Raw genomic sequence first — 20,486 nt, 5'->3', positions numbered from 1 at the left:
TTTACCGTGTGTGCGCGCTACTTGGGGGGCCGCCCGGCAATCTTTCCCCGCCGGTTACCTGACGGCCCCCGAAGCACCCTGCTTTTTGATCAAGAACACCCCTCGATCAGGCGCTGATTCCTGAGGCGCCCACTTCCCGAGGGTGCCTACTTCCCGAGGGTGCCTACTTCTTGACGGCGCCTACTTCTTGAGGAGGCCCTTCGACTCCAGATACTCCTTCGCCACGTCGGTGGGCTTCGCCCGCTCGGCGTCGACCTTGCGGTTCAGCTCGGCGAGGTCTTCCGTGGTGAGGGTGTCGGTGAGCTTTCCGAGCGCGGCGGCGATCTCCGGGGCGCCCGCGTCCTTGGCATTGAGGACCGGCAGGACGTTGTCGGCGTTCTGGAGCTTCTTGTCGTCCTCCAGGAACACCAGCCCGTCCAGCACCGCGTCCGTGGTCGTCGTCAGGACCAGCTCGACCTTGCCGTCACGCACGGCCTGCTTGGACTGCGGGGTGCCGACGCCCTTGGGGTCGATCCCCGTGACGTCGATGCCGTACGTCTTCTTCAGACCCGGTGCGCAGAAGGGCCGCACCTCGCACTCGTCGCCCGCCGCGATCTTGACCTTGAGCTTCGACTTTCCGAGATCGGAAAGGGTCTTGAGCTTGTTCTTCTCGGCGAATTCCTTGGAGACCGCGAAGGCGTTCTGGTCGACGGCCTTCCCGGCCGGGAGCACCTTGAGGCCCAGCGGTTCCGCGAGCTTCTCCAGGGCGGCGACCGTGGCGGCGGCGTCCCCGGAGGCGAGGGGGGCGTTCTGGGCCTTCTCCGCCCCGTTCACCTTGGCGTTGAGGAATTCGGTGATCGTGGCGGCGTATTCGGGTACGACGTCGATCTCGCCCTTCTCCAGCGAGGGCTCGTACAGCTCACGGTTCTTCACCGTGGTGATCGAGGTGCTGTACCCGGCGTCGCCCAGGATCTGCGCGTACAGCTCGGCGAGCACCTTGGACTCGGTGAAGGCGGCCGAGCCGACGACGAGCGAGCCCTTCTTGCTGTCGCCGCCGGAGGAGCCGGAGCCGCCGCCCTTCTCCTTTTCCAGGCTGTCGCCGCCGCAGGCCGCGAGCGACCCTGTCAGCGCCACGATGCCGATGACCGCTCCGGCTATCCGCGAGGTCCTGCTCATGTCTGTTCTCCGTCCGAACTGAAAAAGGTGACCGAAAAAGGGGGGGTGAGGGGGGCGCCGGGTGGCTCACGCGGTCCGGCGGTGGCGCAGCGGTGACAGCACCCGGTCCAGCGCCACCAGGACCCCTTCCACCAGCAGGGCCAGGGCGGCGACCAGGATCGCGCCCGCGAAGACCTGAGCGGTGTCGTAGGTGTTGAACCCGGCGGTGATGATCCGGCCGAGACCGCCGAGACCGACCATGGCGGCGATCGAGGCGGTGGCCACGACCTGGACGGCGGCGGAGCGCAGCCCGGTCATGATCATCGGGTAGGCGAGCGGCAGCTCGACCCGGACGAAGAGCTGCCCGCCGGACATCCCCATGCCCCGGGCGGCCTCCACCACGGACCGGTCCACCTCCCGCATCCCTACATAGGCGTTGGTCAGCAGCGGCGGCATGGCGAACAGCACCAGCGCGATGATCGTGGGCCAGTAGCCGGAGTTGCGCAGGGGCGTGAGCATGAAGAGGGCCAGCACCGCGAAGACCGGGATGGCCCGCCCCACGTTGGAGATGTTGACCGCGAGCGCGCCGCCCCTGCCGATGTGGCCCAGGTAGAGGGCGAGCGGCAGGGCGATGGCGCAGGCCATCGCGAGGGCGACCCCGCTGACGTACAGATGCTCGCCGAGCCGGTGCGCGGCTCCGCCGTCGCCCGACCAGTTGGCCCCGGTGGTGAGCCAGGTCCAGGCTTCGCCGATGACTCCCACGGGTCAGCCCGCCTCCACCTTCGCCGGGGCGGGTATGCCCGCCGGACCGCCGGAGCCGCCGGATCCTTCCGTGGCACCGCCCGGGCCGCCGGAACCGTCCGCGCCGCCCGCACCCGTACCCGTATCCCCCGTCGCCGCCCGGATACGCGTCCAGGGCGTCAGCAGCCGCTGGAGGCCCAGCAGCAGCAGATCGGCGGTGACCGCGAGCAGCACGCACAGCACGGAGGCGGCGAGCACCTGGGCCTTGAAGAAGCTCGGCAGCGCGTCCTCGATGAGGTTGCCGAGGCCGCCCTTGCCGACGAGCGAGCCGACCGTGGTCAGCGCGACCGTCGACACGGTGGCTATGCGCAGCCCCGCCATCAGCGCGGGCAGCGCGAGCGGGAGCTCCACCTCCCACAGCAGCCGGCCCGGCCCGTACCCCATGCCCCGGGCGGCCTCCTTGGCCTCCTCGGGGACGGCTTCGAGGCCGGCGAGGATGTTCCGTACGAGGATGGTGAGCGAATAGAGCACCAGGCCCGTGACGACGAGCGCGGCGGAGAGCCCGAACAGGGGCAGCAGCAGCGAGAACATCGCCAGCGAGGGCACGGTGTAGAGAATCGTCGTCAGCCCGAGCACCGGTCCGGCGAAGCCGCGGCCCCGGCGGGCGAGCAGCGCCAGCGGAAAGGCGACCGCGAGCCCGATGAGCACCGAGACGACCGTGATCCCGATGTGCTGCACGGTGGCGTCGGTCAACTCCTGGCTGCGGGAGCGCAGATACTCGCCGCAGATCCAGTCGTTCGTCGCCAGGCAGTTTCCTGCGGCCATCCGGCCCCCACCTCCTGCTTTCCCTCGTCTGCCCGGATCTCCCCGGATCGAACTGATGACTGGCGAGCCTATCCTCGACCACTGACAATCGCGGAGGGCTGTCGCATTCCGGCAACACGCCCTTCACAGAACGCCCTCCACAATGGGGAATCATGATCCGTTTCGAGCACGTCACCAAGCGGTACGCGGACGGCACCACCGCCGTCGACGACCTTTCGTTCGAGGTCGCCGAGGGTGAACTGGTCACGCTCGTCGGACCTTCCGGCTGCGGCAAGACGACCACCATGAAGATGGTGAACCGGCTGATCGAACCGACCGAGGGCACGATATTCCTCGACGGGGAGGACATATCCGCCGTCGACCCCGTCGAACTCCGCCGCCGCATCGGCTATGTGATCCAGCAGGTGGGCCTCTTCCCGCACAAGACGGTGCTGGAGAACACCGCGACCGTCCCCCACCTCCTGGGCTGGAAGCGCGGAAAGGGACGCGAACGCGCCGCCGAACTCCTCGACCTCGTCGGACTCGACCCTTCCGTCTACGGCGACCGCTATCCGGAACAGCTCTCCGGCGGACAGCGCCAGCGCGTCGGGGTGGCCCGCGCCCTGGCCGCCGACCCGCCCGTCCTGCTGATGGACGAGCCGTTCGGCGCGGTCGACCCGGTGGTCCGCGAACGGCTCCAGAACGAATTCCTGAAACTCCAGGCCCAGGTCCGCAAAACCGTCCTCTTCGTCACCCACGACATCGAGGAGGCCGTCCGCCTCGGCGACCGGATCGCCGTCTACGGGAGTGGCCGCATCGAGCAGTTCGACTCCCCCGCCACCGTCCTCGGCGCCCCCGCCACCCCGTATGTGGCCGACTTCGTCGGCGCCGACCGCGGGCTCAAGCGACTCTCGGTGACCCCGATCGAGGAGAGCGACCTCGACCAGCCCCCGGTCGTCCACCTCGACGACTCCCTCGCCGAGGCCACCGCACGCCTCCGCTCCGAAGGCGCGCGGTGGGCGGTCGTCCTGGACGGCCGGGACAACCTGCACGGCTGGATCCCCGCCGAGGCGGCCACCGCGGCGAAGGGCACCGTCCGCGAGCACGCCCGCCGGATGGAGGCCTGGCTCCCGCTCGGCGCCCCGCTCAAGCAGGCGTTCGCCACCATGCTCCAGCACGACGCGGGCTGGATCGCGGTCATCGACAAGGAGAGCGAGGGCCGCTTCCTCGGCGTGCTGACCCCCGCCCGGCTGCACGAGGCGCTGCGCCGCTCGATCGACGCCGACGCGCAGGCCGTACCGCGCGCGGAGGTGGCGGTGGAGACGGTCGCCAGCGCATGACCCGGCCCCTCACTGCGCGCTGAGGCGCCCGCTCAGCCAATCCAGCGCCGGCGGGATCTCCCGCCGCCAGGTCGTGAAGTTGTGCCCGCCGCTGTCCAGCACGATCGAGGACACCTGGGCGGGCGCCTTCACCTTGTCGATGAACCTCATCGTGCTCCGCAGGTTCCCCTCGCCCTGCCGTGACGTCGTCACCAGGAACGAACCGCCCGACGGCGGCCGGTTCTCCAGCGTCCACATCAGGTCCGCACGGTCGCGCAGCTCCTGCTTCCCGTGGAACAGGTCCCCGGTCGTCGGGTCCTCGGCCGCCTTGTAGTACGCGGAGAGCCCGGCGCTCGCCGCGTACCGGTCCGGGTGGTGCAGCCCGATCTTCAACGCGCAGTAGCCGCCGGTCGAGTTGCCGATGATGCCCCAGTTACGGGCCTGCTTCCCGACCCGGTACGACTGGCTGATCGCCTCCGGGAGGTCCTTCGCGAAGAACGTCTCCGTCTGCGGCCCCTTAGGAACGTCCACGCACTCGGTGTCCCGGGGCGGCGCCACCGTCGGCCGCAGCATCACCAGGATCATCGGCTGCGCCTTGCCCGCCTTCACGCGTTCGTGCGCCGTCCGGGGATAACGCAGGCCCTTGAGAAGGTTCTCCGCCGTCCCCGGGTATCCGGTCAGCACCACCACCGCCGGGAACGTCCTCTTCGCGTACTCGCTGCGGAAGTACTCCGGCGGCAGATAGACGTACGCCGGTGACTCGATCCCCGACAGCCGCCCCGAGACCACCACCTTGTCGATCCGCCCGCCCGCCGACGGCACCCCGCCGCCCGGCACGTCCGGGCGCTGGGTGCCGATCCGCGTCATGTTCCGTGAGCCGGGCCCTCCGTCCGTGTGGTCGCTGACCACGCCCAGCTCCTGCTTCTGGCCGAAGAGATCGGCCCAGGAGCCGTAGAAGAGGAACGCGTTGTTCGCCGCCAGGCCGACCGAGGCGAACAGCGTCAGCTGGGTCGCCAGCAGCAGCCCGACCCGGCCCGTCACGGCGGCGGCGCTCCGCCGGGCCAGGCGTGGCCAGAGCCAGACCGTGGCGGCGAACAACGCCACGGCCGAGGCGGCCACGACCGCCAGAACTACCTTGCTGGTGAGACCCATGAGTGAGCTTTCTCTGCGTTTTCGCTACTTATCCGCCACGCTTCCGAGCGGAAATTTCCGGAATGTGGATGAACCCTCTCCACCCGGCCCCCGTCCTAGAGGGAGCACATCGTCCGGAACGGCCACCGCCGACGGACTCACGGAATCCGCAATCTCATCTGGAGCCACGGAAGCGATGTCTGTCACGGTAGATGGGGATAAATCGGTGTCGGTTCCGCAGCGTATGAGGCGGCTTCTGCGCGGCCCCCGCCCCGAATCCGTCCCGGTCGTCGTCGGCACCGCCTGCACCGTCGTCGGACTGATCGACGTCGCGGCCGGTGTCTTCCCCCGCTTCCGGCACAGCCGGATGCACACCCTCGCCGAGGTGCTCCCCGGGGCGCTCGGCCCGTTCGCCGCCGCGCTCTCGCTGAGCGCCGGCGTGCTGCTGCTCCTGCTCGCGCACGGGCTGAAGCGGCACAAGCGGCGGGCCTGGCGGGCTGCGGTGGTGCTGCTTCCGGCGGGGGCCGTGGCGCAGTTCGCGTACCGGCACTCGATCGTCGGTGTGCTGGTCTCCCTGACGCTCTGCTACCTGCTCGTCCGGCACCGGAACCAGTTCCGCGCCCTGCCCGACCCGCGCAGCCGCTGGCGGGCGCTGGCCAACTTCGTACTGCTCGGGGCCTCTTCGCTGGCGCTCGGGCTGGTCATCGTCTCCGTCCACCCCGGCCGCGTCGTCGGCGACCCGTCCATCGCGGACCGGCTCCAGCACGTGCTGTACGGCCTGTTCGGCGTCGAGGGCCCGGTCGACTACGCCGGGCGGACCAGCTGGACCGTGGCGTACTCGCTCGGCGCGCTCGGCCTGCTGACCGCCGTCACCACCATCTACCTCGCCTTCCGCCCCGAACACCCGGCCGCCCGGCTCACCGAGGACGACGAGAGCCGGCTGCGGGCGCTGCTGGCGACGCACGGCGGCCGCGACTCGCTCGGCCACTTCGCGCTCCGCCGCGACAAGGCCGTCGTCTTCTCCCCCAGCGGCAAGGCCGCCGTCTGCTACCGGGTCGTCTCCGGGGTGATGCTGGCCGGCGGCGACCCCATCGGCGACGTGGAGGCCTGGCCCGGCGCCATCGAACGCTTCATGGACGAGGCGAAGGCGCACTCCTGGACCCCGGCCGTGATGGGGTGCAGCGAGCGCGGCGGCGAGGTCTGGACCCGCGAGACCGGACTCACCGCCCTGGAGCTGGGCGACGAGGCGGTGGTCGATGTCGCGGATTTCTCCCTCGCCGGGCGGGCCATGCGGAACGTACGCCAGATGGTGGGGCGTATCGAACGCAACGGCTACGAGACCCGGGTCCGGCGAGCACGTGACATCGGCCCCACCGAGCTGGAGCGCATCCGCCGGGCCGCCGCCGACTGGCGCGGCACGGACACCGAGCGCGGCTTCTCCATGGCGCTGGGCCGGATCGGCGACCCCGCCGACGGTGACTGCGTGATCGCCACCGCGCACCTGCCCGGCACCGATGACGGACCGCACGGCGACCTGAAGGCCGTCCTCCACTTCGTCCCGTGGGGGCGCGACGGGATGTCCCTGGAGTTGATGCGCCGCGACCGCTCGGCCGACCCCGGCATGAACGAGCTGCTGATCGTCGCCTCGCTCCAGGCCGCCGGGAAGCTGGGCGTCGCCCGGGTCTCGCTGAACTTCGCGATGTTCCGCTCGGCGCTGGCCCGAGGTGAGCGGCTCGGCGCCGGGCCGGTGCTGCGCTGCTGGCGGGGGCTGCTGATCTTCCTCTCCCGCTGGTTCCAGATCGAGTCGCTGTACAAGTTCAACGCCAAGTTCAAGCCCCGCTGGGAGCCCCGCTTCGTGGTCTTCCGCACCAGCCGCGAGCTGCCGCGCATCGGGATCGCGGCGATGCAGGCGGAGGGGTTCGTGAACGTCTCGCTGCCCCGCCCGTTCCGCTCCCGCGGCCGGCGCCCCTGCGGCCACACACTGCGTACGGCCCAGGAGCACGAGGTACGTGCGGCGTAGGGGGCGGCCCTGCGGGGCCTAGGCTGGTCGTATGAGTACGTTGCGCGAGCGCGGCACGGTACAGGGACTGCCTCAGTGGGACCGCTGTGCGGTCATGGGGGTCGTCAACGTGACGCCCGACTCCTTCTCCGACGGCGGCCGCTGGTTCGACACCACGGCCGCGGTCAAGCACGGCCTCGACCTGGTGTCCGAGGGCGCCGACCTGGTCGACGTCGGCGGCGAGTCGACCCGCCCCGGTGCCAGCCGGGTGGACGAGTCGGAGGAGCTGCGGCGGGTGATCCCCGTCGTGAAGGGGCTGGCCTCCGAGGGCGTCACCGTCTCCGTGGACACCATGCGCGCGCGCGTCGCCGAGAAGGCCGTCGCCGCCGGGGCCGTCCTGGTCAACGACGTGAGCGGCGGCCTCGCGGACCCGGAGATGATCCCGGCCGTCGCCGCCGCCGGGGTCCCGTTCGTCGTGATGCACTGGCGCGGCTTCAGCGAGTCGATGAACAGCCGCGCGGCGTACGAGGACGTGGTCGCCGAAGTCCTCCACGAGCTGCGGCAGCGGATGGACGCGGTGGTGGCGGGCGGCGTGGCCCCGGAACGCGTCGTGATCGACCCCGGCCTCGGCTTCGCGAAGAACGCCCCCCACGACCTGGCCCTCGTCGCGCACCTCGACGAGCTCCACGCACTGGGCCGCCCGCTGCTGGTGGCCGCCTCCCGCAAACGCTTCCTCGGCCATGTGCTGGCCGGCCCCGGCGCCACCCTGCCGCCCGCCCGCGAACGTGACGCGGCGACCGCGGCGGTCTCCGCCCTCGCCGCCCGGGCCGGGGCCTGGGCGGTCCGCGTCCACGAGGTGGGGGCCACCGCCGACGCCGTACGGGTCGCCCGCGCCGTCGAGGGAGCCGCGTGAACGAGGACCACGCGTCGGCCGCCGCCGACATCGCGGAGGTCGAGACGGCCAACACCGCCTTCTACGAAGCCCTGGAACGCGGCGACCACGAGGTCCTCGCCGGCCTCTGGCTGCCGGGCGAGGACCTCACCGTCTCCTGCGTCCACCCGGGGTGGCCGGTGCTCACGGGGCGGGGCGACGTGCTCCGCAGCTACGCGCTGATCATGGCGAACACCGAGTACATCCAGTTCTTCCTCACCGACGTCAACGTCGCGATGACCGGCGACACCGCCCTGGTCACCTGCACCGAGAACATCCTCAGCGGCGGCCCGGCCGAGGAGGGCAACGCCCTGGGACCCCTAGTGGGCCAGCTGGTCGTCGCCACGAACGTGTTCCGGCGCACGCCCGAGGGCTGGAAGCTCTGGTCCCACCACGGCTCGCCCGTCCTGGCGGAGACCGACGAGGACGACGACGAGGAACCGCCCTCCTGACGCGACGGGCAGCCACTCGCCACTCTCCCGAGTGGGCAGGGGTCCGGCAGGGGTTGGAGTCCACGACCGCGGGGTATGGGCGGCTACCAGCCCCGTGAGGCGCTGCCCATGGCCCCCACGGGCGAGCACGGTCGGTGCTCGCAGGTAGATTCGAAAGAAGGCACCTTGCCGCCCGCACGCGGCCGGGTGCCTCTTGGACCAACGACAGCAGGAGTGATTCGCGTGGATCGTGTCGCGCTGCGCGGCCTCAAGGCCCGTGGGCACCACGGCGTCTTCCCCAAGGAACGGGAAGAGGGCCAGACCTTCATCGTCGACCTGGTGCTCGGCCTCGACACCCGCCCCGCGGCAGCCACCGACGACCTGGCCCGCACCGTGCACTACGGCGTGGTGGCCGAGGAGGTCGTCGAGGTGGTGACGGGCGAGCCGGTCGACCTGATCGAGACGCTCGCCGAGCGCATCGCCCAGCAGTGCCTGAAGCACGAAGGTGTCCAGGAGGTCGAGGTCGTGGTGCACAAGCCGGACGCACCGATCACCGTCCCCTTCGACGACGTGACCATCACCATCATTCGGAGCCGAGCATGACTGCGTTTTCCACCGAGGGGCAGAGCGACCCGACCGTACAGCCGGTGCCCGCCGCCGTCGTCAAGCAGGTGGACGCCGCCGACGTCACCCTCTCCAACCCCAAGATGGCCGTGATCGCCCTGGGCTCCAACCTGGGCAACCGGCTGGAGACCCTCCAGGGCGCCGTCGACGCGCTGGAGGACACCCCGGGCCTGCGGGTCAAAGCCGTCTCCCCGGTCTACGAGACGGAGCCCTGGGGCGTCGCGGCCGACAGCCAGCCCTCCTACTTCAACGCGGTCATCCTCGTGAAGACGACGCTGCCGCCTGCCTCCCTGCTGGAGCGCGGCCAGGCCGTCGAGGAGGCCTTCGACCGGGTCCGCGAGGAGCGGTGGGGCCCGCGCACCATCGACGTCGACATCGTGGCGTACGCCGACGTCCTCTCCGACGACCCGGTGCTCACCCTCCCCCACCCCCGCGCCCACGAGCGGGCCTTCGTCCTCGCCCCCTGGCACGACGTGGACCCCGAGGCCCAGCTCCCCGGCGCCGGCCCGGTCGCCGAGTTGCTCGCCGGGGTCGGCCGCGAAGGCGTCCTGCCCCGCGCCGACCTGGAACTGCGCCTGCCGGAGTAATCGTTAGGCTCGACGGGCACGAGCTCAGGAACAGCAGGCGGGCTCGGGACACAGGCGACGAAGGGCGGCTCACGCGGTGAAGCAACTACGGCTCGGGGTACTGGCGGGCCTCTTCGCCGCCGCCGGCGTCCTCTCCTGGGGCGGCGCCCGCCTCTGGGACTCCCTCGGCACCCTCCCGAGCGTCCCGCTGGCCGCCTCGATCGTGCTCGCCGTGATCGCGGTGATCCTCCTGGCCACCGCCCTCTCCATCCGCACCCGCCTCCGCGCCCAGCGGGAGCGCCGCCCCGGCGCCAAGGGCGTCGAACCCCTGATGGCGGCCCGGGCGGTCGTCTTCGGCCAGGCGAGCGCCCTGGTCACCGCCCTGGTCGCCGGGATGTACGGCGGCACGGGCGTCTTCCTGCTCAGCTTCCTCGACGTCCCACCCCGCCGCGACCAGGCCATCTACGCCGGCGCGGCGGTGGTGGCGGGCATCGGCGTCATCGCGGCCGCCTTCTTCCTGGAACGCGTCTGCCGCCTCCCCGAGGACGGCGAGAACAACCACGACGGCACAGGCACGGCAACCGCCTAGAGCGGCGCCGGGCCCGTGCCGTCGGGTTCGCGGAGTCGGCCGTCAGGCCGTGTCAGCGCGCCATGATGAGGCTCATCGCCTCGGCGCGCGTCGCGGGGTCGCGGAGCTGGCCGCGCACCGCGGAGGTGAGGGTCTTCGCGCCGGGCTTGCGGATCCCCCGCATGGACATGCACATGTGCTCGCACTCGACGACGACGATGACTCCGCGCGGCTCCAGGATCGCCATGAGGGACTCGGCGATCTGGGTCGTCAGCCGCTCCTGGACCTGCGGGCGGCGGGCGTAGACGTCCACCAGCCGGGCCAGCTTGGAGAGACCGGTGATCTTTCCGGTGGCCGCCGGGATGTAGCCGACGTGCGCAACGCCCCTGAACGGCACCAGATGATGCTCACAGGTGCTGAACACCTCGATGTCCTTGACCAGCACCATCTCGTCGTGACCCAGGTCGAACGTGGTCGTCAGGACGTCCTCGGGCTGCTGGTACAGGCCCGCGAAGATCTCCTTGTACGCCCGCGCCACCCGCCCCGGCGTCTCCCTGAGGCCCTCGCGGTCCGGGTCCTCTCCGACGGCGATGAGCAGTTCGCGTACGGCCGCCTCGGCCCGCTTCTCGTCGAATTCGCCGATCGATCCCTGGCCGTCCAGCGTCACCGGGTCGGTCATCTGTGCCTCGTTCCTCATGGCTGCCCCGTGCGCGGATCGCACGTGGACATCGCAGGCATACGGAAAAGCCGCGCCCCCACAGGCTAAAACCTGGGGGGCGCGGCATCCATTCCGGACCTGGTGAGACCCCCGTGACGGAGGTCTCACCGGGATGCGGTGCGGGTCTAGCTCTCGGGACGGTCCTCGGGGATCGCCTCCGTGGAGGGGGCGATGTCCTTGGAGAGGTCCGTCGCCGGGGCGATCTCCGGCGGAGTGGCCGAGCCGTTGGCGGTGGAGGCGCCGTTGGTGAGGGCCAGCTCCTTCGGGGAAAGCACCGGAGGCCGCGTCGACGGGGTGCGCCGGGCGGAGCCGGTCCACGCCGGGCGGGCGGGACGCTTGACGATCGGGGCGAAGATCTCCGCGATCTCGTCCTTGCCGAGCGTCTCCTTCTCCAGGAGTTCGAGCACGAGGGCGTCGAGGATGTCGCGGTTCTCGACGAGAATCTCCCACGCGTCGTTGTGGGCGGTCTCGATGAGCTTCTTGACCTCTTCGTCGACCAGCGCCGCGACCTCTTCCGAGTAGTCGCGCTGGTGGCCCATCTCGCGGCCCAGGAAGGGCTCCGAGTTGTCGCCGCCGAACTTGATGGCGCCGAGCCGCTCCGTCATGCCGTACTGCGTGACCATCGCGCGGGCCGTCGCCGTGGCCTTCTCGATGTCGTTCGCCGCGCCGGTGGTCGGGTCGTGGAAGACCAGCTCCTCGGCCGCGCGCCCGCCCAGCATGTACGCCAGCTGGTCGAGCATCTCGTTGCGCGTCGTGGAGTACTTGTCCTCCTCCGGGAGCACCATCGTGTAACCGAGGGCGCGGCCGCGGGAGAGGATCGTGATCTTGTGGACCGGGTCCGACTGGGGGGAGGCCGCCGCGACCAGGGCGTGTCCGCCCTCGTGGTACGCGGTGATCTTCTTTTCCTTCTCGGACATGATCCGGGTCCGCTTCTGCGGGCCCGCCACGACGCGGTCGATGGCCTCGTCGAGACTCTCGTTGTCGATGAGCTTCTTGTCGCTGCGCGCCGTCAGGAGCGCGGCCTCGTTCAGCACGTTCGACAGGTCGGCACCGGTGAAGCCGGGCGTCCGGCGGGCGACAGCGCCGAGATCGACGTCCTTCGCGACCGGCTTGCCCTTCTGGTGGACCTTGAGGATCTCCAGCCGGCCCAGCATGTCGGGGCGGTCGACCGCGATCTGCCGGTCGAAGCGTCCCGGGCGCAGGAGGGCCGGGTCGAGGATGTCCGGGCGGTTCGTGGCGGCGATCAGGATGACCCCGCCCTTCACGTCGAACCCGTCCATCTCGACGAGCAGCTGGTTGAGCGTCTGCTCGCGCTCGTCGTGCCCGCCGCCCATGCCCGCACCGCGGTGCCGGCCGACGGCGTCGATCTCGTCGACGAAGACGATCGCCGGGGCGTTCGCCTTGGCCTGCTCGAAGAGGTCACGCACCCGGGAGGCACCGACACCGACGAACATCTCGACGAAGTCGGAGCCGGAGATCGAGTAGAACGGCACGCCCGCTTCGCCGGCGACGGCGCGAGCGAGCAGCGTCTTGCCCGTACCGGGCGGCCCGTAGAGCAGGACGCCCTTGGGGATCTTGGCGCCGACGGCCTGGAACTTGGCCGGCTCCTGGAGGAACTCCTTGATCTCGTGGAGCTCCTCGACCGCCTCGTCGGACCCCGCCACATCGGCGAAGGTCGTCTTCGGGGTGTCCTTGGTGATCAGCTTGGCCTTGGACTTGCCGAACTGCATGACCTTGGAGCCGCCGCCCTGCATCTGGTTCATCAGAAACAGGAAGACGACGACGATCAGGACGAAGGGCAGCAGCGAGAGAAGGATCGAGACGAACGGGGACTGCTTCGACGGCGAGACGGTGTAACCCTTCTCGATGTCACCCGCTTCGAACTTCTGCTGGAGCGTGTCGGCGAGCTCGACGCCCTGGTTGCCGATGTAGCTCGCCTGGAACTTGGTGCCGGACTCGCCGGCAAGCTTCTGGCCGTCCTTAAGTTCGATCTTGAGAATTTGCTCGTCACCGGTGGTCAGCTTGGCCTGCTCCACCTGGTCCTTGCTGATCGCCTGGATCACCTTGGCGGTGTCCACCGTCTTGTAGCCGCCCGACGAGCCGACGACCTGCATCAACACGACCACGGCGAGGACGGCCAGCACGATCCACATGACCGGCCCACGGAAGTATCGCTTCACGTCCATCCATACGGAGCGAAGACGCCCCGTCCCTCCTGCCCGTAGGTAAATGCTGCTGTGTTTGAAAGCTCTGTTGGAAAAGAGTGCTCTTCGGACGGTACCCCAGCAAGGAGGCCCGCGACCGCTGCGTGCGGCGGAGAAACCCGCTTTCGAAGCTTCAACGGCCCGCGGGCGGCCAGGGTTCCCCGGGGGTCAGCCGCCGTAGACGTGCGGGGCGAGCGTGCCGACGAACGGGAGGTTGCGGTACTTCTCCGCGTAGTCCAGCCCGTAGCCGACGACGAACTCGTTGGGGATGTCGAAGCCGATCCACTTCACGTCGATCGCGACCTTCGCGGCGTCCGGCTTGCGCAGCAGGGTGCAGACCTCCAGCGATGCCGGCTCCCGGGAGCCCAGGTTGGACAGCAGCCAGGACAGCGTCAGACCGGAGTCGATGATGTCCTCGACGATCAGGACGTGCTTGCCCTTGATGTCGGTGTCCAGGTCCTTGAGGATCCGCACGACACCGGAGGACTGGGTGCCCGCCCCGTACGAGGAGACCGCCATCCAGTCCATCGTGACGGGGGTGGACAGCGCGCGCGCCAGGTCCGCCATGACCATCACCGCGCCCTTGAGGACGCCGACGATGAGCAGGTCCTTGCCCGCGTACTCCGCGTCGATCTTCGCGGCCAGCTCGACGAGCTTCGCGTCGATCTCTTCCTTGGTGAGGAGCACCGACTGGAGGTCGCTGCCCATGTCCTTCTCGTTCACCCGCGTCTCTTTCTCGCCTGCAGGGCCCGGGGGTGTGCCCCGGGCCCGGCCCGGCTGTTCGCCTGCGGCTGGCCGCTCGCGCGTCAGCTCTGCCGAATGACCAGTCTGCCACCCTGCCGTCGGGCCTCGACGCGGCCGGGCAGGTTGATGGCCCGCTGGCCGCGCCAGCCGGTGATCAGGCGGTCGACTTCTTCGAGGTGGCGAGCGAAGAGGGAGCCGGCCGGCGCCCCGGCCTCGATGACGGCCCGGCGCAGCACCCGGCGGCGTACGGCGGGGGGCAGGACGTAGAGCTTGGCGCACTCCAGGCCGCCGGTCTCGTCGCGTACGGCGAGCTCGGCCTCGGCGGCCCAGGTGTCCAGGGCGTCGGCGTCGTCGCGGGAGAGCTGGGCCGTCCGGGCGAGGGCTTCGACGACGCCCTTGCCGAGGGCCTTCTCCAGCGCGGGCAGGCCCTCGTGGCGGAGCCGGGAGCGGGTGTAGGCGGGGTCGATGTTGTGCGGGTCGTCCCAGACGGGGATCGACTGGACCAGGCAGGCCTTGCGGGCGGTCTGCCGGTCGAGCTGGAGGAAGGGGCGGCGGTAGCGGCCGGCCGGTCCGGAGGCGGCGGCCATGCCGGAGAGCGAGCGGATGCCGGAGCCGCGGGCGAGGCCGAGGAGGACGGTCTCGGCCTGGTCGTCGCGGGTGTGGCCGAGGAGCACGGCGGCGGCGCCGTGGCGTTCGGCGGCGGCGTCCAGCGCGGCGTAGCGGGCGTCGCGGGCGGCGGCCTCGGGGCCGCCCTCGCGTCCGACGTGCACGGCGACGGCCTCGACGGGGTCGAGGTCCATGGCGGCGAGCCGGGTGACGACCTCGGCGGCGCGGAGGCCGGATCCCGGCTGGAGGTTGTGGTCGACGGTGATGCCGCCGGCCCGGACGTCGAGCTTGCGGGCCTCGAAGGCGAGGGCCGAGGCGAGCGCCATGGAGTCGGCGCCGCCGGAGCAGGCGACGAGGACGAGGGGGGCGGCGGGCCGGTCGGGGAGGGCGGGGCGTTCGGGGAGCAGCGTGCTTCCCGCCGGGCCGGCCTCGGCGTAGCGGGAGGCGGCGGGCGTCGGGCGCCCGGCCTCGTGGGCGGGGCGGTCGAGGCCGCCGGGGCCGCCGTGACGGTGGAATTCGGTGAGGACGTCGTGGAGTACGCGGCGGACCGCCAGGCGTATCGCCGCGACCGCAGGATGGGGACCCATGTCCGGTGCCCTTCATGGAGGTTCGGGAGGAGCGTCGAGCGCCGGAACGCGTGAGTCCCGTCACTCAGAGTGCGTCGATGGTGACAGAGGCAAGCTGTTCATCGAGCATTGCACGCCTTCCCATGCCCTCATGGTCCCTCGGATGGGTGATAGAAGGGCAGTTTCCCGGCCCTGGGCCGGGAAGGGTCACGATTCCGCCGTGCGGTGCACCCGCGCGACCCACTCCGCGGGTTTGGCGATCTCCGCCTTGGTCGGGAGGGTGTTGGGCGAGGTCCAGACGCGGTTGAAGCCGTCCATGCCGACCTCTTCGACGACCGATCGTACGAACTTCTCGCCGTCCTTGTACTGCCGCAGCTTGGCGTCCAGGCCGAGCAGTTTGCGCAGCGCCTGGTCGAGCCGGCCGGCGCCCTGGGCGCGGCGCTTCTGGAACTTCTCGCGGATCTCGGCGACGGAGCCGACGACCTCGGGGCCGACGCCGTCCATCACGTAGTCCGCGTGGCCTTCGAGGAGGGACATCACGGCGGTGAGGCGGCCGAGGACCTCGCGCTGGGCGGGGGTCTGGACGACGTCGACGAGGCTGCGTCCGCTGTCGTCGCCGCGTTCGCCCTCGGGGCGGCCGGCGCCGGAGAGGGACTGGGCGGCCTCGCGGAGCCGCTCCAGGAAGGTCATCGGGTCGACGTCGGTCTCGTCCAGGAATGTCTGGATCTCGCCCTGGAGGTGGTCGCGGAGCCAGGGGACGCCGGTGAACTGGGTGCGGTGGGTCTCCTCGTGGAGGGCGACCCAGAGCCGGAAGTCGTGCGGGTCGACCTCGAGTTCCCGCTCGACGTGGACGATGTTGGGCGCGACCAGGAGCAGCCGTCCGCCGCCGTCGGCGGAGCCGGGGAGCTCGCGGGTGGCGGGGGCGAACGTCTCGTACTGGCCGAGGATCCGGGAGGCCAGGAACGACAGCAGCATGCCCAGCTCGACGCCGGTGACCTTGCCGCCGACCGCGCCGAGCACGGCGCCGCCGGGTCCGCCGGAGCGGCGGCTCTCCATCTTGGCGAGCAGCGGGCGCAGCAGTTCGCGGAAGCCCGCGACGTTGGCCCTGATCCAGCCGGCCCGGTCGACGACCAGGACGGGGGTGTCCTCCGGTTCGGTCCCTTCCGGGATCATCCGGGTGAAGGCCCGGACGTGCTCCTCGGAGGCCTTGGCGTGCCGCCGGAGCTCCGCGACGACGGCGCGGGCCTCCTCGCGGCTGATCTCCGGCCCGGGCCGCACCAGTCGGGTCGCGGTCGCGACCGCGAGGTTCCAGTCGACCATCTCTGCACCACCGATGCTCGTCATGCGTCAACCGTACGTGAGGCCTTCGCCCGGTGGTGGGGTTCAGGGCCGGTCGGGGCTCAGCCGGCCGGTCCCGTGAGGGCGGCGGCCAGGGTGTCGAGGGCGGCTTCGGCGTCGCCGGGCGCGGTGGAGCCGGCGGCGAGGAAGGCGAAGGCGAGGAGCCGGCCCTGGGGGTCGACGACGGTTCCGGAGAGGGCGTTGACGCCGCTGAGGGTGCCGGTCTTGGCGCGGATCAGGCCGGTGGCACCGGTGGTGTCGGTGCCGTCCTGGTAGCGGGTGCTGAGGGTGCCGGTGAAACCGGCGACGGGGAGGCCGGTGAGGACGGGGCGCAGTCCGGGCCGCTCGGGGTCGGCGGCGCGGGCGAGGAGCGTGGTGAGGAGGGCCGGGGTGACCCGGCCCTCGCGGTCGAGTCCGCTGCCGTCCGCGAGGCGGGCTCCGGCGGTGGGCACCTGGAGCTTCTTCAGTTCGGTGGTGACGGCGCGGCGGGCGCCCGCGAAGTCGGCGCTCTCGCCCTTGGTGATGGCGGTCTGCCGGGCGAGGGCCTCGGCGATGTCGTTGTCGCTGTTGGTCAGGGTGCGCTCGACGAGGGCGGCGAGCGGGGCGGAGCGGTGGGTGGCGACGGTACGGGCCTTGCCGGGCGCGCGGGCCTCGCGGGGCGCGCCGGTGACCTGGACGCCCGCCTTCTTCAGCTGGGTCGCGAAGTCGCGGGCGGCGTCGCCGGCCGGGTCATCGCTGCGGGTGGCGGGGCCGCGGTCGGTGTCGTCGAGCCGGCCCTCGTCGACCATCAGGGCGGTGACGGGCGCGAGGTTGGGGTTCTTGCCGATGGGGTGGCGCTCCGGGCCGGTGTAGCGGGAGGTGTCGTAGGTGAGCCGTACGCCGGTGGCGTCGGCCTTCTCGACCCCGCGCGCCGCGGAGGTGGCCAGGGACTTCAGGGCCGCCGGGGTCAGGGTGGGGTCTCCGCCGCCGACGAGGGTGAGGGTGCGGTGGTCCTCGGAGAGCCGGACGGTGGTGGCGATGCGGTGGTCGGGGCCGAGGGCGGAGAGCGCGGCGGCGGCGGTGGCGATCTTGACGGTGGAGGCCGGGGTCATCGGAGTGGCCGCGCCGCGCCCGTACAGCTGCTTGCCGGTGGCGGTGTCGACGACGGAGGCGGCGACCTGGGTGCCGAGTTCGGGTGCGGCGATGAGCGGGGCGAGGGCGGTACGCAGACTCGCGGGGTCCTGAGGGGCGGAACGGGTGACGGTGTCGAGGGCGCCGAGGACGGCGGGGGCGCTGGGGGCGGGTTCGGGGGCGCCGGGGAGCCTGCGGCCGTGATGTGCGCCACCTGTGGGGGCCGCGGCGGCTGCGAGCTGCCGCTCGGCCTTACGCTGACCGTTGTCCCAGGGACCGGCGGCGAGGACGGCGCCGGTGGCCACGACCAGGCCGAGCACGGCGGAGCCTGCGACGACCTGCCAGGTGTTGGACCCGTTGCGCTTGCTCTTCAGGTTCTTGATCCGGCCCCACGGGTCCGACGGGCGGTTCGACGGTTCTTCCACCGGCTCGGCCACCGTTGACCAGCCCCTTTCGCGAGCACTCTTCTGCGTGGGGGACACTTAACCACCAGTCGTATGTGTTGATCATGGAGGAGCCACCCGTGGAGTTCGACGTCACCATCGAGATCCCGAAGGGTTCGCGGAACAAGTACGAGGTGGACCACGAGACCGGTCGGATCCGCCTGGACCGTCGACTCTTCACCTCGACCAGCTACCCGGCCGACTACGGCTTCGTCGAGAACACCCTCGGCGAGGACGGCGACCCGCTGGACGCGCTGGTCATCCTGGACGAGCCGACCTTCCCCGGCTGCCTCATCAAGTGCCGTGCCATCGGCATGTTCCGGATGACGGACGAGGCCGGCGGCGACGACAAGCTGCTGTGTGTCCCGGCCTCGGACCCGCGGGTGGAGCACCTGCGCGACATCCACCACGTGTCGGAGTTCGACCGCCTGGAGATCCAGCACTTCTTCGAGGTCTACAAGGACCTGGAGCCGGGCAAGTCCGTCGAGGGCGCCGACTGGGTCGGCCGTACCGAGGCGGAGGCCGAGATCGAGGCCTCGTACAAGCGCCTTGAGGCGCAGGGCGGCAAGCACTGACGTACCTCTTCCGGTTCCGTTTGTGAGCCGGACGGCCGTACGCGAACGGGCGGTACACCTTCACGGGTGTGCCGCCCGTTCCGCTGTGCGCACCGCCTCGTCATGCGGGGGTCATGTCCGTGGCCATACTGGGCACACGTGCGCCCGGAAGATCAGCCGAGGAGGAGCGAGGTCGAGTGGTGGCGGAATCGGGCGGTCCTGAGGACCAGAAGCCCCAGTCCGACGAGGCACGGAGCGCTTTCGTGCCGCCTGCCGGGACGATGCAGCCGGTGTCGCCGCCCGAGGACGACCATCCGACGTCGGAGTTCGCGATCCCGACCGGGGTGCACCCCGAGGCGAGCGGCTCGGGCGGTTCCGGCGGCGGCTTCACCGGTGGCCCGAACTCGGACACGCTGAGTTCCGCTTTCACCCCGCCGAGCACGTACAACGCCCAGCAGGCGCCCCCCGCGTTCACCCCGGCGACGGGCATTCCGATGGTCCGGCTGACCAAGGAGGCGCCCTGGCAGGACCGGATGCGCACGATGCTCCGGATGCCGGTGACCGAGCGTCCGGCCCCGGAGTCCATCCAGCGCACCGACGACGACACGGGGCCCGCCGTACCGCGTGTGCTCGACCTGACGCTGCGTATCGGGGAGCTGCTGCTGGCGGGCGGCGAGGGCGCCGAGGACGTCGAGGCGGCGATGTTCGCGGTGACCCGGTCCTACGGCCTGGACCGCAGCGAGCCAACGGTGACGTTCACGCTGCTGTCCATCTCGCACCAGCCGTCGCTGGTCGACGACCCGGTGACGGCGAGCCGTACCGTACGCCGCCGAGGTACCGACTACACCCGGCTGGCGGCGGTCTTCCGGCTGGTCGACGACATCACCAGCGAGGACGCCGACGTCTCCCTGGAGGAGGCCTACCGGCGGCTCGCGGAGATCCGGCGTAACCGGCACCCGTACCCGGGCTGGGTGCTGACGGCGGCCGCCGGGCTGCTGGCCGGGTCGGCCTCCGTGCTGGTCGGCGGTGGGGTGCTGGTGTTCCTGGTGGCGGCTGCGGGCGCGATGCTCGGCGACCGGCTGGCGTGGCTGTGCGCCGGGCGCGGGCTGCCGGAGTTCTACCAGTTCACGGTGGCCGCGATGCCGCCCGCCGCGATGGGGGTGGCGCTGACCCTGACCCATTCGACGGACATCCGGCCGTCCGCGGTGATCACCGGTGGGCTGTTCGCGCTGCTGCCGGGGCGGGCGCTGGTGGCGGGCGTGCAGGACGGGCTGACCGGTTACTACATCACCGCCTCGGCCCGGCTGCTCGAAGTCATGTACTTCTTCATCGGGATCGTCGCGGGCGTCCTGATCGTGCTGTACCTGGGGCTCCAGTTGGGGGCGCAGCTCAATCCCGAGGCCCGGTTCGTGGCGTACGACGAGCCGGTGGTGCAGATCCTGGCCTCGATGGCGTTGAGCCTGGCCTTCGCGGTGCTGCTCCAGCAGGAGCGGTCGACCGTGCTGGCGGTCACCCTGAACGGTGGTGTCGCCTGGATCATCTTCGCGGCGATGGCCCGGACCGGGGGCATCTCGCCGGTCGCCGCGACGGCGGTGGCGGCCGGTCTGGTGGGGTTGTTCGGCCAGCTGTTCTCGCGCTACCGGTTCACCTCCTCGCTGCCGTACATCACGGCGGCGATCGGGCCGCTGCTGCCCGGTTCGGCGACGTACTTCGGTCTGCTGGGCGTGGCGCAGAACGAGCTGGACACCGGGCTCGCCTCGCTGTCCACGGCGGTCGCGACGGCGCTGGCCATCGCGATCGGGGTGAACCTGGGGAGCGAGATCTCGCGGCTGTTCATGGGGGTGCCGGGCGCGGTCGGCGGGGCGAGCCGCCGGGCGGCGAAGCGGACCAGGGGGTTCTAGCCCTGGCGTGCGCACACGGAAAGCGCCCCTCCCCGCGGGTTCGGGGGAGGGGCG

At 71.2% G+C, this 20,486-nt stretch carries 19 protein-coding genes; 9 read left to right on the top strand and 10 right to left on the bottom strand.

Annotation, left to right across the window (positions count from 1 at the left end; genetic code table 11):
• Positions 1-180: 180 nt before the first annotated feature.
• The 3 genes from R2B67_RS20270 to R2B67_RS20260 all read right to left on the bottom strand — a co-directional run bounded on the left by R2B67_RS20270 (position 181) and on the right by R2B67_RS20260 (position 2,700).
• Entirely contained in the window at positions 181-1,155 is a 975-nt protein-coding gene (locus R2B67_RS20270) for an ABC transporter substrate-binding protein (protein WP_317820013.1), read from the bottom strand.
• Positions 1,156-1,221: 66 nt separating this feature from the next.
• A complete protein-coding gene (locus R2B67_RS20265) occupies positions 1,222-1,896 on the bottom strand; it encodes an ABC transporter permease (RefSeq protein ID WP_317820011.1) in 675 nt (224 codons plus the stop codon).
• A gap of 3 nt (positions 1,897-1,899) precedes the next feature.
• The gene (locus R2B67_RS20260; RefSeq protein WP_109978316.1) at positions 1,900-2,700 is read right to left on the bottom strand and encodes an ABC transporter permease; all 801 of its coding nucleotides are present in this window, start codon (positions 2,698-2,700) and stop codon (positions 1,900-1,902) included.
• A 152-nt stretch (positions 2,701-2,852) separates the two neighbouring features.
• Between R2B67_RS20260 and R2B67_RS20255 the strand changes: the two genes are divergently transcribed.
• Positions 2,853-4,019, top strand: a complete 1,167-nt coding sequence (locus tag R2B67_RS20255) for a betaine/proline/choline family ABC transporter ATP-binding protein (protein WP_164237637.1) — start codon at positions 2,853-2,855, stop codon at positions 4,017-4,019.
• A gap of 9 nt (positions 4,020-4,028) precedes the next feature.
• Here R2B67_RS20255 and R2B67_RS20250 read toward each other — a convergent pair whose 3' ends face one another.
• A complete protein-coding gene (locus tag R2B67_RS20250; protein ID WP_317820009.1) occupies positions 4,029-5,150 on the bottom strand; it encodes an alpha/beta hydrolase in 1,122 nt (373 codons plus the stop codon).
• A 175-nt stretch (positions 5,151-5,325) separates the two neighbouring features.
• Between R2B67_RS20250 and R2B67_RS20245 the strand changes: the two genes are divergently transcribed.
• From R2B67_RS20245 to R2B67_RS20220, 6 genes are all read left to right on the top strand, one after another.
• The gene (locus tag R2B67_RS20245) at positions 5,326-7,149 is read left to right on the top strand and encodes a phosphatidylglycerol lysyltransferase domain-containing protein (protein WP_317820008.1); all 1,824 of its coding nucleotides are present in this window, start codon (positions 5,326-5,328) and stop codon (positions 7,147-7,149) included.
• Positions 7,150-7,180: 31 nt separating this feature from the next.
• The gene (gene folP, locus R2B67_RS20240) at positions 7,181-8,041 is read left to right on the top strand and encodes a dihydropteroate synthase (RefSeq protein WP_455679974.1); all 861 of its coding nucleotides are present in this window, start codon (positions 7,181-7,183) and stop codon (positions 8,039-8,041) included.
• Entirely contained in the window at positions 8,038-8,511 is a 474-nt protein-coding gene (locus R2B67_RS20235; protein WP_317820006.1) for a nuclear transport factor 2 family protein, read from the top strand. The genes folP and R2B67_RS20235 overlap by 4 nt, the downstream gene beginning before the upstream one ends.
• A 222-nt stretch (positions 8,512-8,733) precedes the next feature.
• Positions 8,734-9,093, top strand: coding sequence for a dihydroneopterin aldolase (folB, locus tag R2B67_RS20230; protein WP_018514312.1), 360 nt, complete (start codon positions 8,734-8,736; stop codon positions 9,091-9,093).
• The gene (gene folK, locus R2B67_RS20225; protein WP_076967067.1) at positions 9,090-9,701 is read left to right on the top strand and encodes a 2-amino-4-hydroxy-6-hydroxymethyldihydropteridine diphosphokinase; all 612 of its coding nucleotides are present in this window, start codon (positions 9,090-9,092) and stop codon (positions 9,699-9,701) included. The genes folB and folK overlap by 4 nt, the downstream gene beginning before the upstream one ends.
• A 76-nt stretch (positions 9,702-9,777) precedes the next feature.
• A complete protein-coding gene (locus R2B67_RS20220; RefSeq protein ID WP_128848571.1) occupies positions 9,778-10,269 on the top strand; it encodes a DUF3180 domain-containing protein in 492 nt (163 codons plus the stop codon).
• Between the two features lie 52 nt (positions 10,270-10,321).
• On the opposite strand, the gene folE is transcribed toward R2B67_RS20220, so the two are convergent.
• The 6 genes from folE to dacB all read right to left on the bottom strand — a co-directional run bounded on the left by folE (position 10,322) and on the right by dacB (position 17,971).
• Positions 10,322-10,927, bottom strand: a complete 606-nt coding sequence (folE, locus tag R2B67_RS20215; RefSeq protein WP_317824913.1) for a GTP cyclohydrolase I FolE — start codon at positions 10,925-10,927, stop codon at positions 10,322-10,324.
• 164 nt (positions 10,928-11,091) lie between these two features.
• The gene (ftsH, locus tag R2B67_RS20210) at positions 11,092-13,152 is read right to left on the bottom strand and encodes an ATP-dependent zinc metalloprotease FtsH (protein ID WP_317820001.1); all 2,061 of its coding nucleotides are present in this window, start codon (positions 13,150-13,152) and stop codon (positions 11,092-11,094) included.
• 186 nt (positions 13,153-13,338) lie between these two features.
• Positions 13,339-13,878: a hypoxanthine phosphoribosyltransferase gene (gene hpt / locus R2B67_RS20205; protein ID WP_032754715.1), complete on the bottom strand. Its 540-nt coding sequence runs from the start codon at positions 13,876-13,878 to the stop codon at positions 13,339-13,341.
• Positions 13,879-13,976: 98 nt separating this feature from the next.
• Positions 13,977-15,107, bottom strand: a complete 1,131-nt coding sequence (gene tilS, locus R2B67_RS20200; protein WP_317819999.1) for a tRNA lysidine(34) synthetase TilS — start codon at positions 15,105-15,107, stop codon at positions 13,977-13,979.
• A 186-nt stretch (positions 15,108-15,293) separates the two neighbouring features.
• Positions 15,294-16,430, bottom strand: coding sequence for an Rv3626c family coenzyme F420 biosynthesis-associated protein (locus R2B67_RS20195; protein ID WP_317819997.1), 1,137 nt, complete (start codon positions 16,428-16,430; stop codon positions 15,294-15,296).
• Between the two features lie 56 nt (positions 16,431-16,486).
• Positions 16,487-17,971 carry a D-alanyl-D-alanine carboxypeptidase/D-alanyl-D-alanine endopeptidase gene (dacB, locus tag R2B67_RS20190; RefSeq protein ID WP_317819995.1) on the bottom strand — a complete coding sequence of 495 codons (1,485 nt, stop codon included), beginning with the start codon at positions 17,969-17,971 and terminating at the stop codon, positions 16,487-16,489.
• Positions 17,972-18,057: 86 nt separating this feature from the next.
• Here dacB and R2B67_RS20185 point away from each other — a divergent pair, with 86 nt between their 5' ends.
• Together R2B67_RS20185 and R2B67_RS20180 are read left to right on the top strand one after the other, a co-directional pair.
• Positions 18,058-18,552, top strand: a complete 495-nt coding sequence (locus R2B67_RS20185) for an inorganic diphosphatase (RefSeq protein WP_018514302.1) — start codon at positions 18,058-18,060, stop codon at positions 18,550-18,552.
• Between the two features lie 176 nt (positions 18,553-18,728).
• The gene (locus R2B67_RS20180) at positions 18,729-20,432 is read left to right on the top strand and encodes a threonine/serine exporter family protein (RefSeq protein WP_317819993.1); all 1,704 of its coding nucleotides are present in this window, start codon (positions 18,729-18,731) and stop codon (positions 20,430-20,432) included.
• The last annotated feature ends 54 nt before the right edge of the window (positions 20,433-20,486 follow it).

The sequence above is a fragment of the Streptomyces cyaneofuscatus genome (assembly GCF_033109485.1).
Classification (GTDB): Bacteria; Actinomycetota; Actinomycetes; order Streptomycetales; family Streptomycetaceae; genus Streptomyces; species Streptomyces cyaneofuscatus.
Note: the sequence above shows the minus strand (reverse complement) of the source record. Positions and strands in the feature narration are given on the sequence as shown.

Excerpts from the sequence above, each read along its gene's own strand:
- R2B67_RS20270 (WP_317820013.1), bottom strand. The coding sequence starts at position 1,155 with ATGAGCAGGACCTCGCGGATAGCCGGAGCGGTCATCGGCATCGTGGCG.
- R2B67_RS20260 (WP_109978316.1), bottom strand. The coding sequence starts at position 2,700 with ATGGCCGCAGGAAACTGCCTGGCGACGAACGACTGGATCTGCGGCGAG.
- R2B67_RS20255 (WP_164237637.1), top strand. The coding sequence starts at position 2,853 with ATGATCCGTTTCGAGCACGTCACCAAGCGGTACGCGGACGGCACCACC.
- R2B67_RS20250 (WP_317820009.1), bottom strand. The coding sequence starts at position 5,150 with ATGGGTCTCACCAGCAAGGTAGTTCTGGCGGTCGTGGCCGCCTCGGCC.
- R2B67_RS20245 (WP_317820008.1), top strand. The coding sequence starts at position 5,326 with ATGTCTGTCACGGTAGATGGGGATAAATCGGTGTCGGTTCCGCAGCGT.
- folP (WP_455679974.1), top strand. The coding sequence starts at position 7,181 with ATGAGTACGTTGCGCGAGCGCGGCACGGTACAGGGACTGCCTCAGTGG.
- folK (WP_076967067.1), top strand. The coding sequence starts at position 9,090 with ATGACTGCGTTTTCCACCGAGGGGCAGAGCGACCCGACCGTACAGCCG.
- folE (WP_317824913.1), bottom strand. The coding sequence starts at position 10,927 with ATGACCGACCCGGTGACGCTGGACGGCCAGGGATCGATCGGCGAATTC.
- ftsH (WP_317820001.1), bottom strand. The coding sequence starts at position 13,152 with ATGGACGTGAAGCGATACTTCCGTGGGCCGGTCATGTGGATCGTGCTG.
- hpt (WP_032754715.1), bottom strand. The coding sequence starts at position 13,878 with ATGGGCAGCGACCTCCAGTCGGTGCTCCTCACCAAGGAAGAGATCGAC.
- tilS (WP_317819999.1), bottom strand. The coding sequence starts at position 15,107 with ATGGGTCCCCATCCTGCGGTCGCGGCGATACGCCTGGCGGTCCGCCGC.
- R2B67_RS20195 (WP_317819997.1), bottom strand. The coding sequence starts at position 16,430 with ATGACGAGCATCGGTGGTGCAGAGATGGTCGACTGGAACCTCGCGGTC.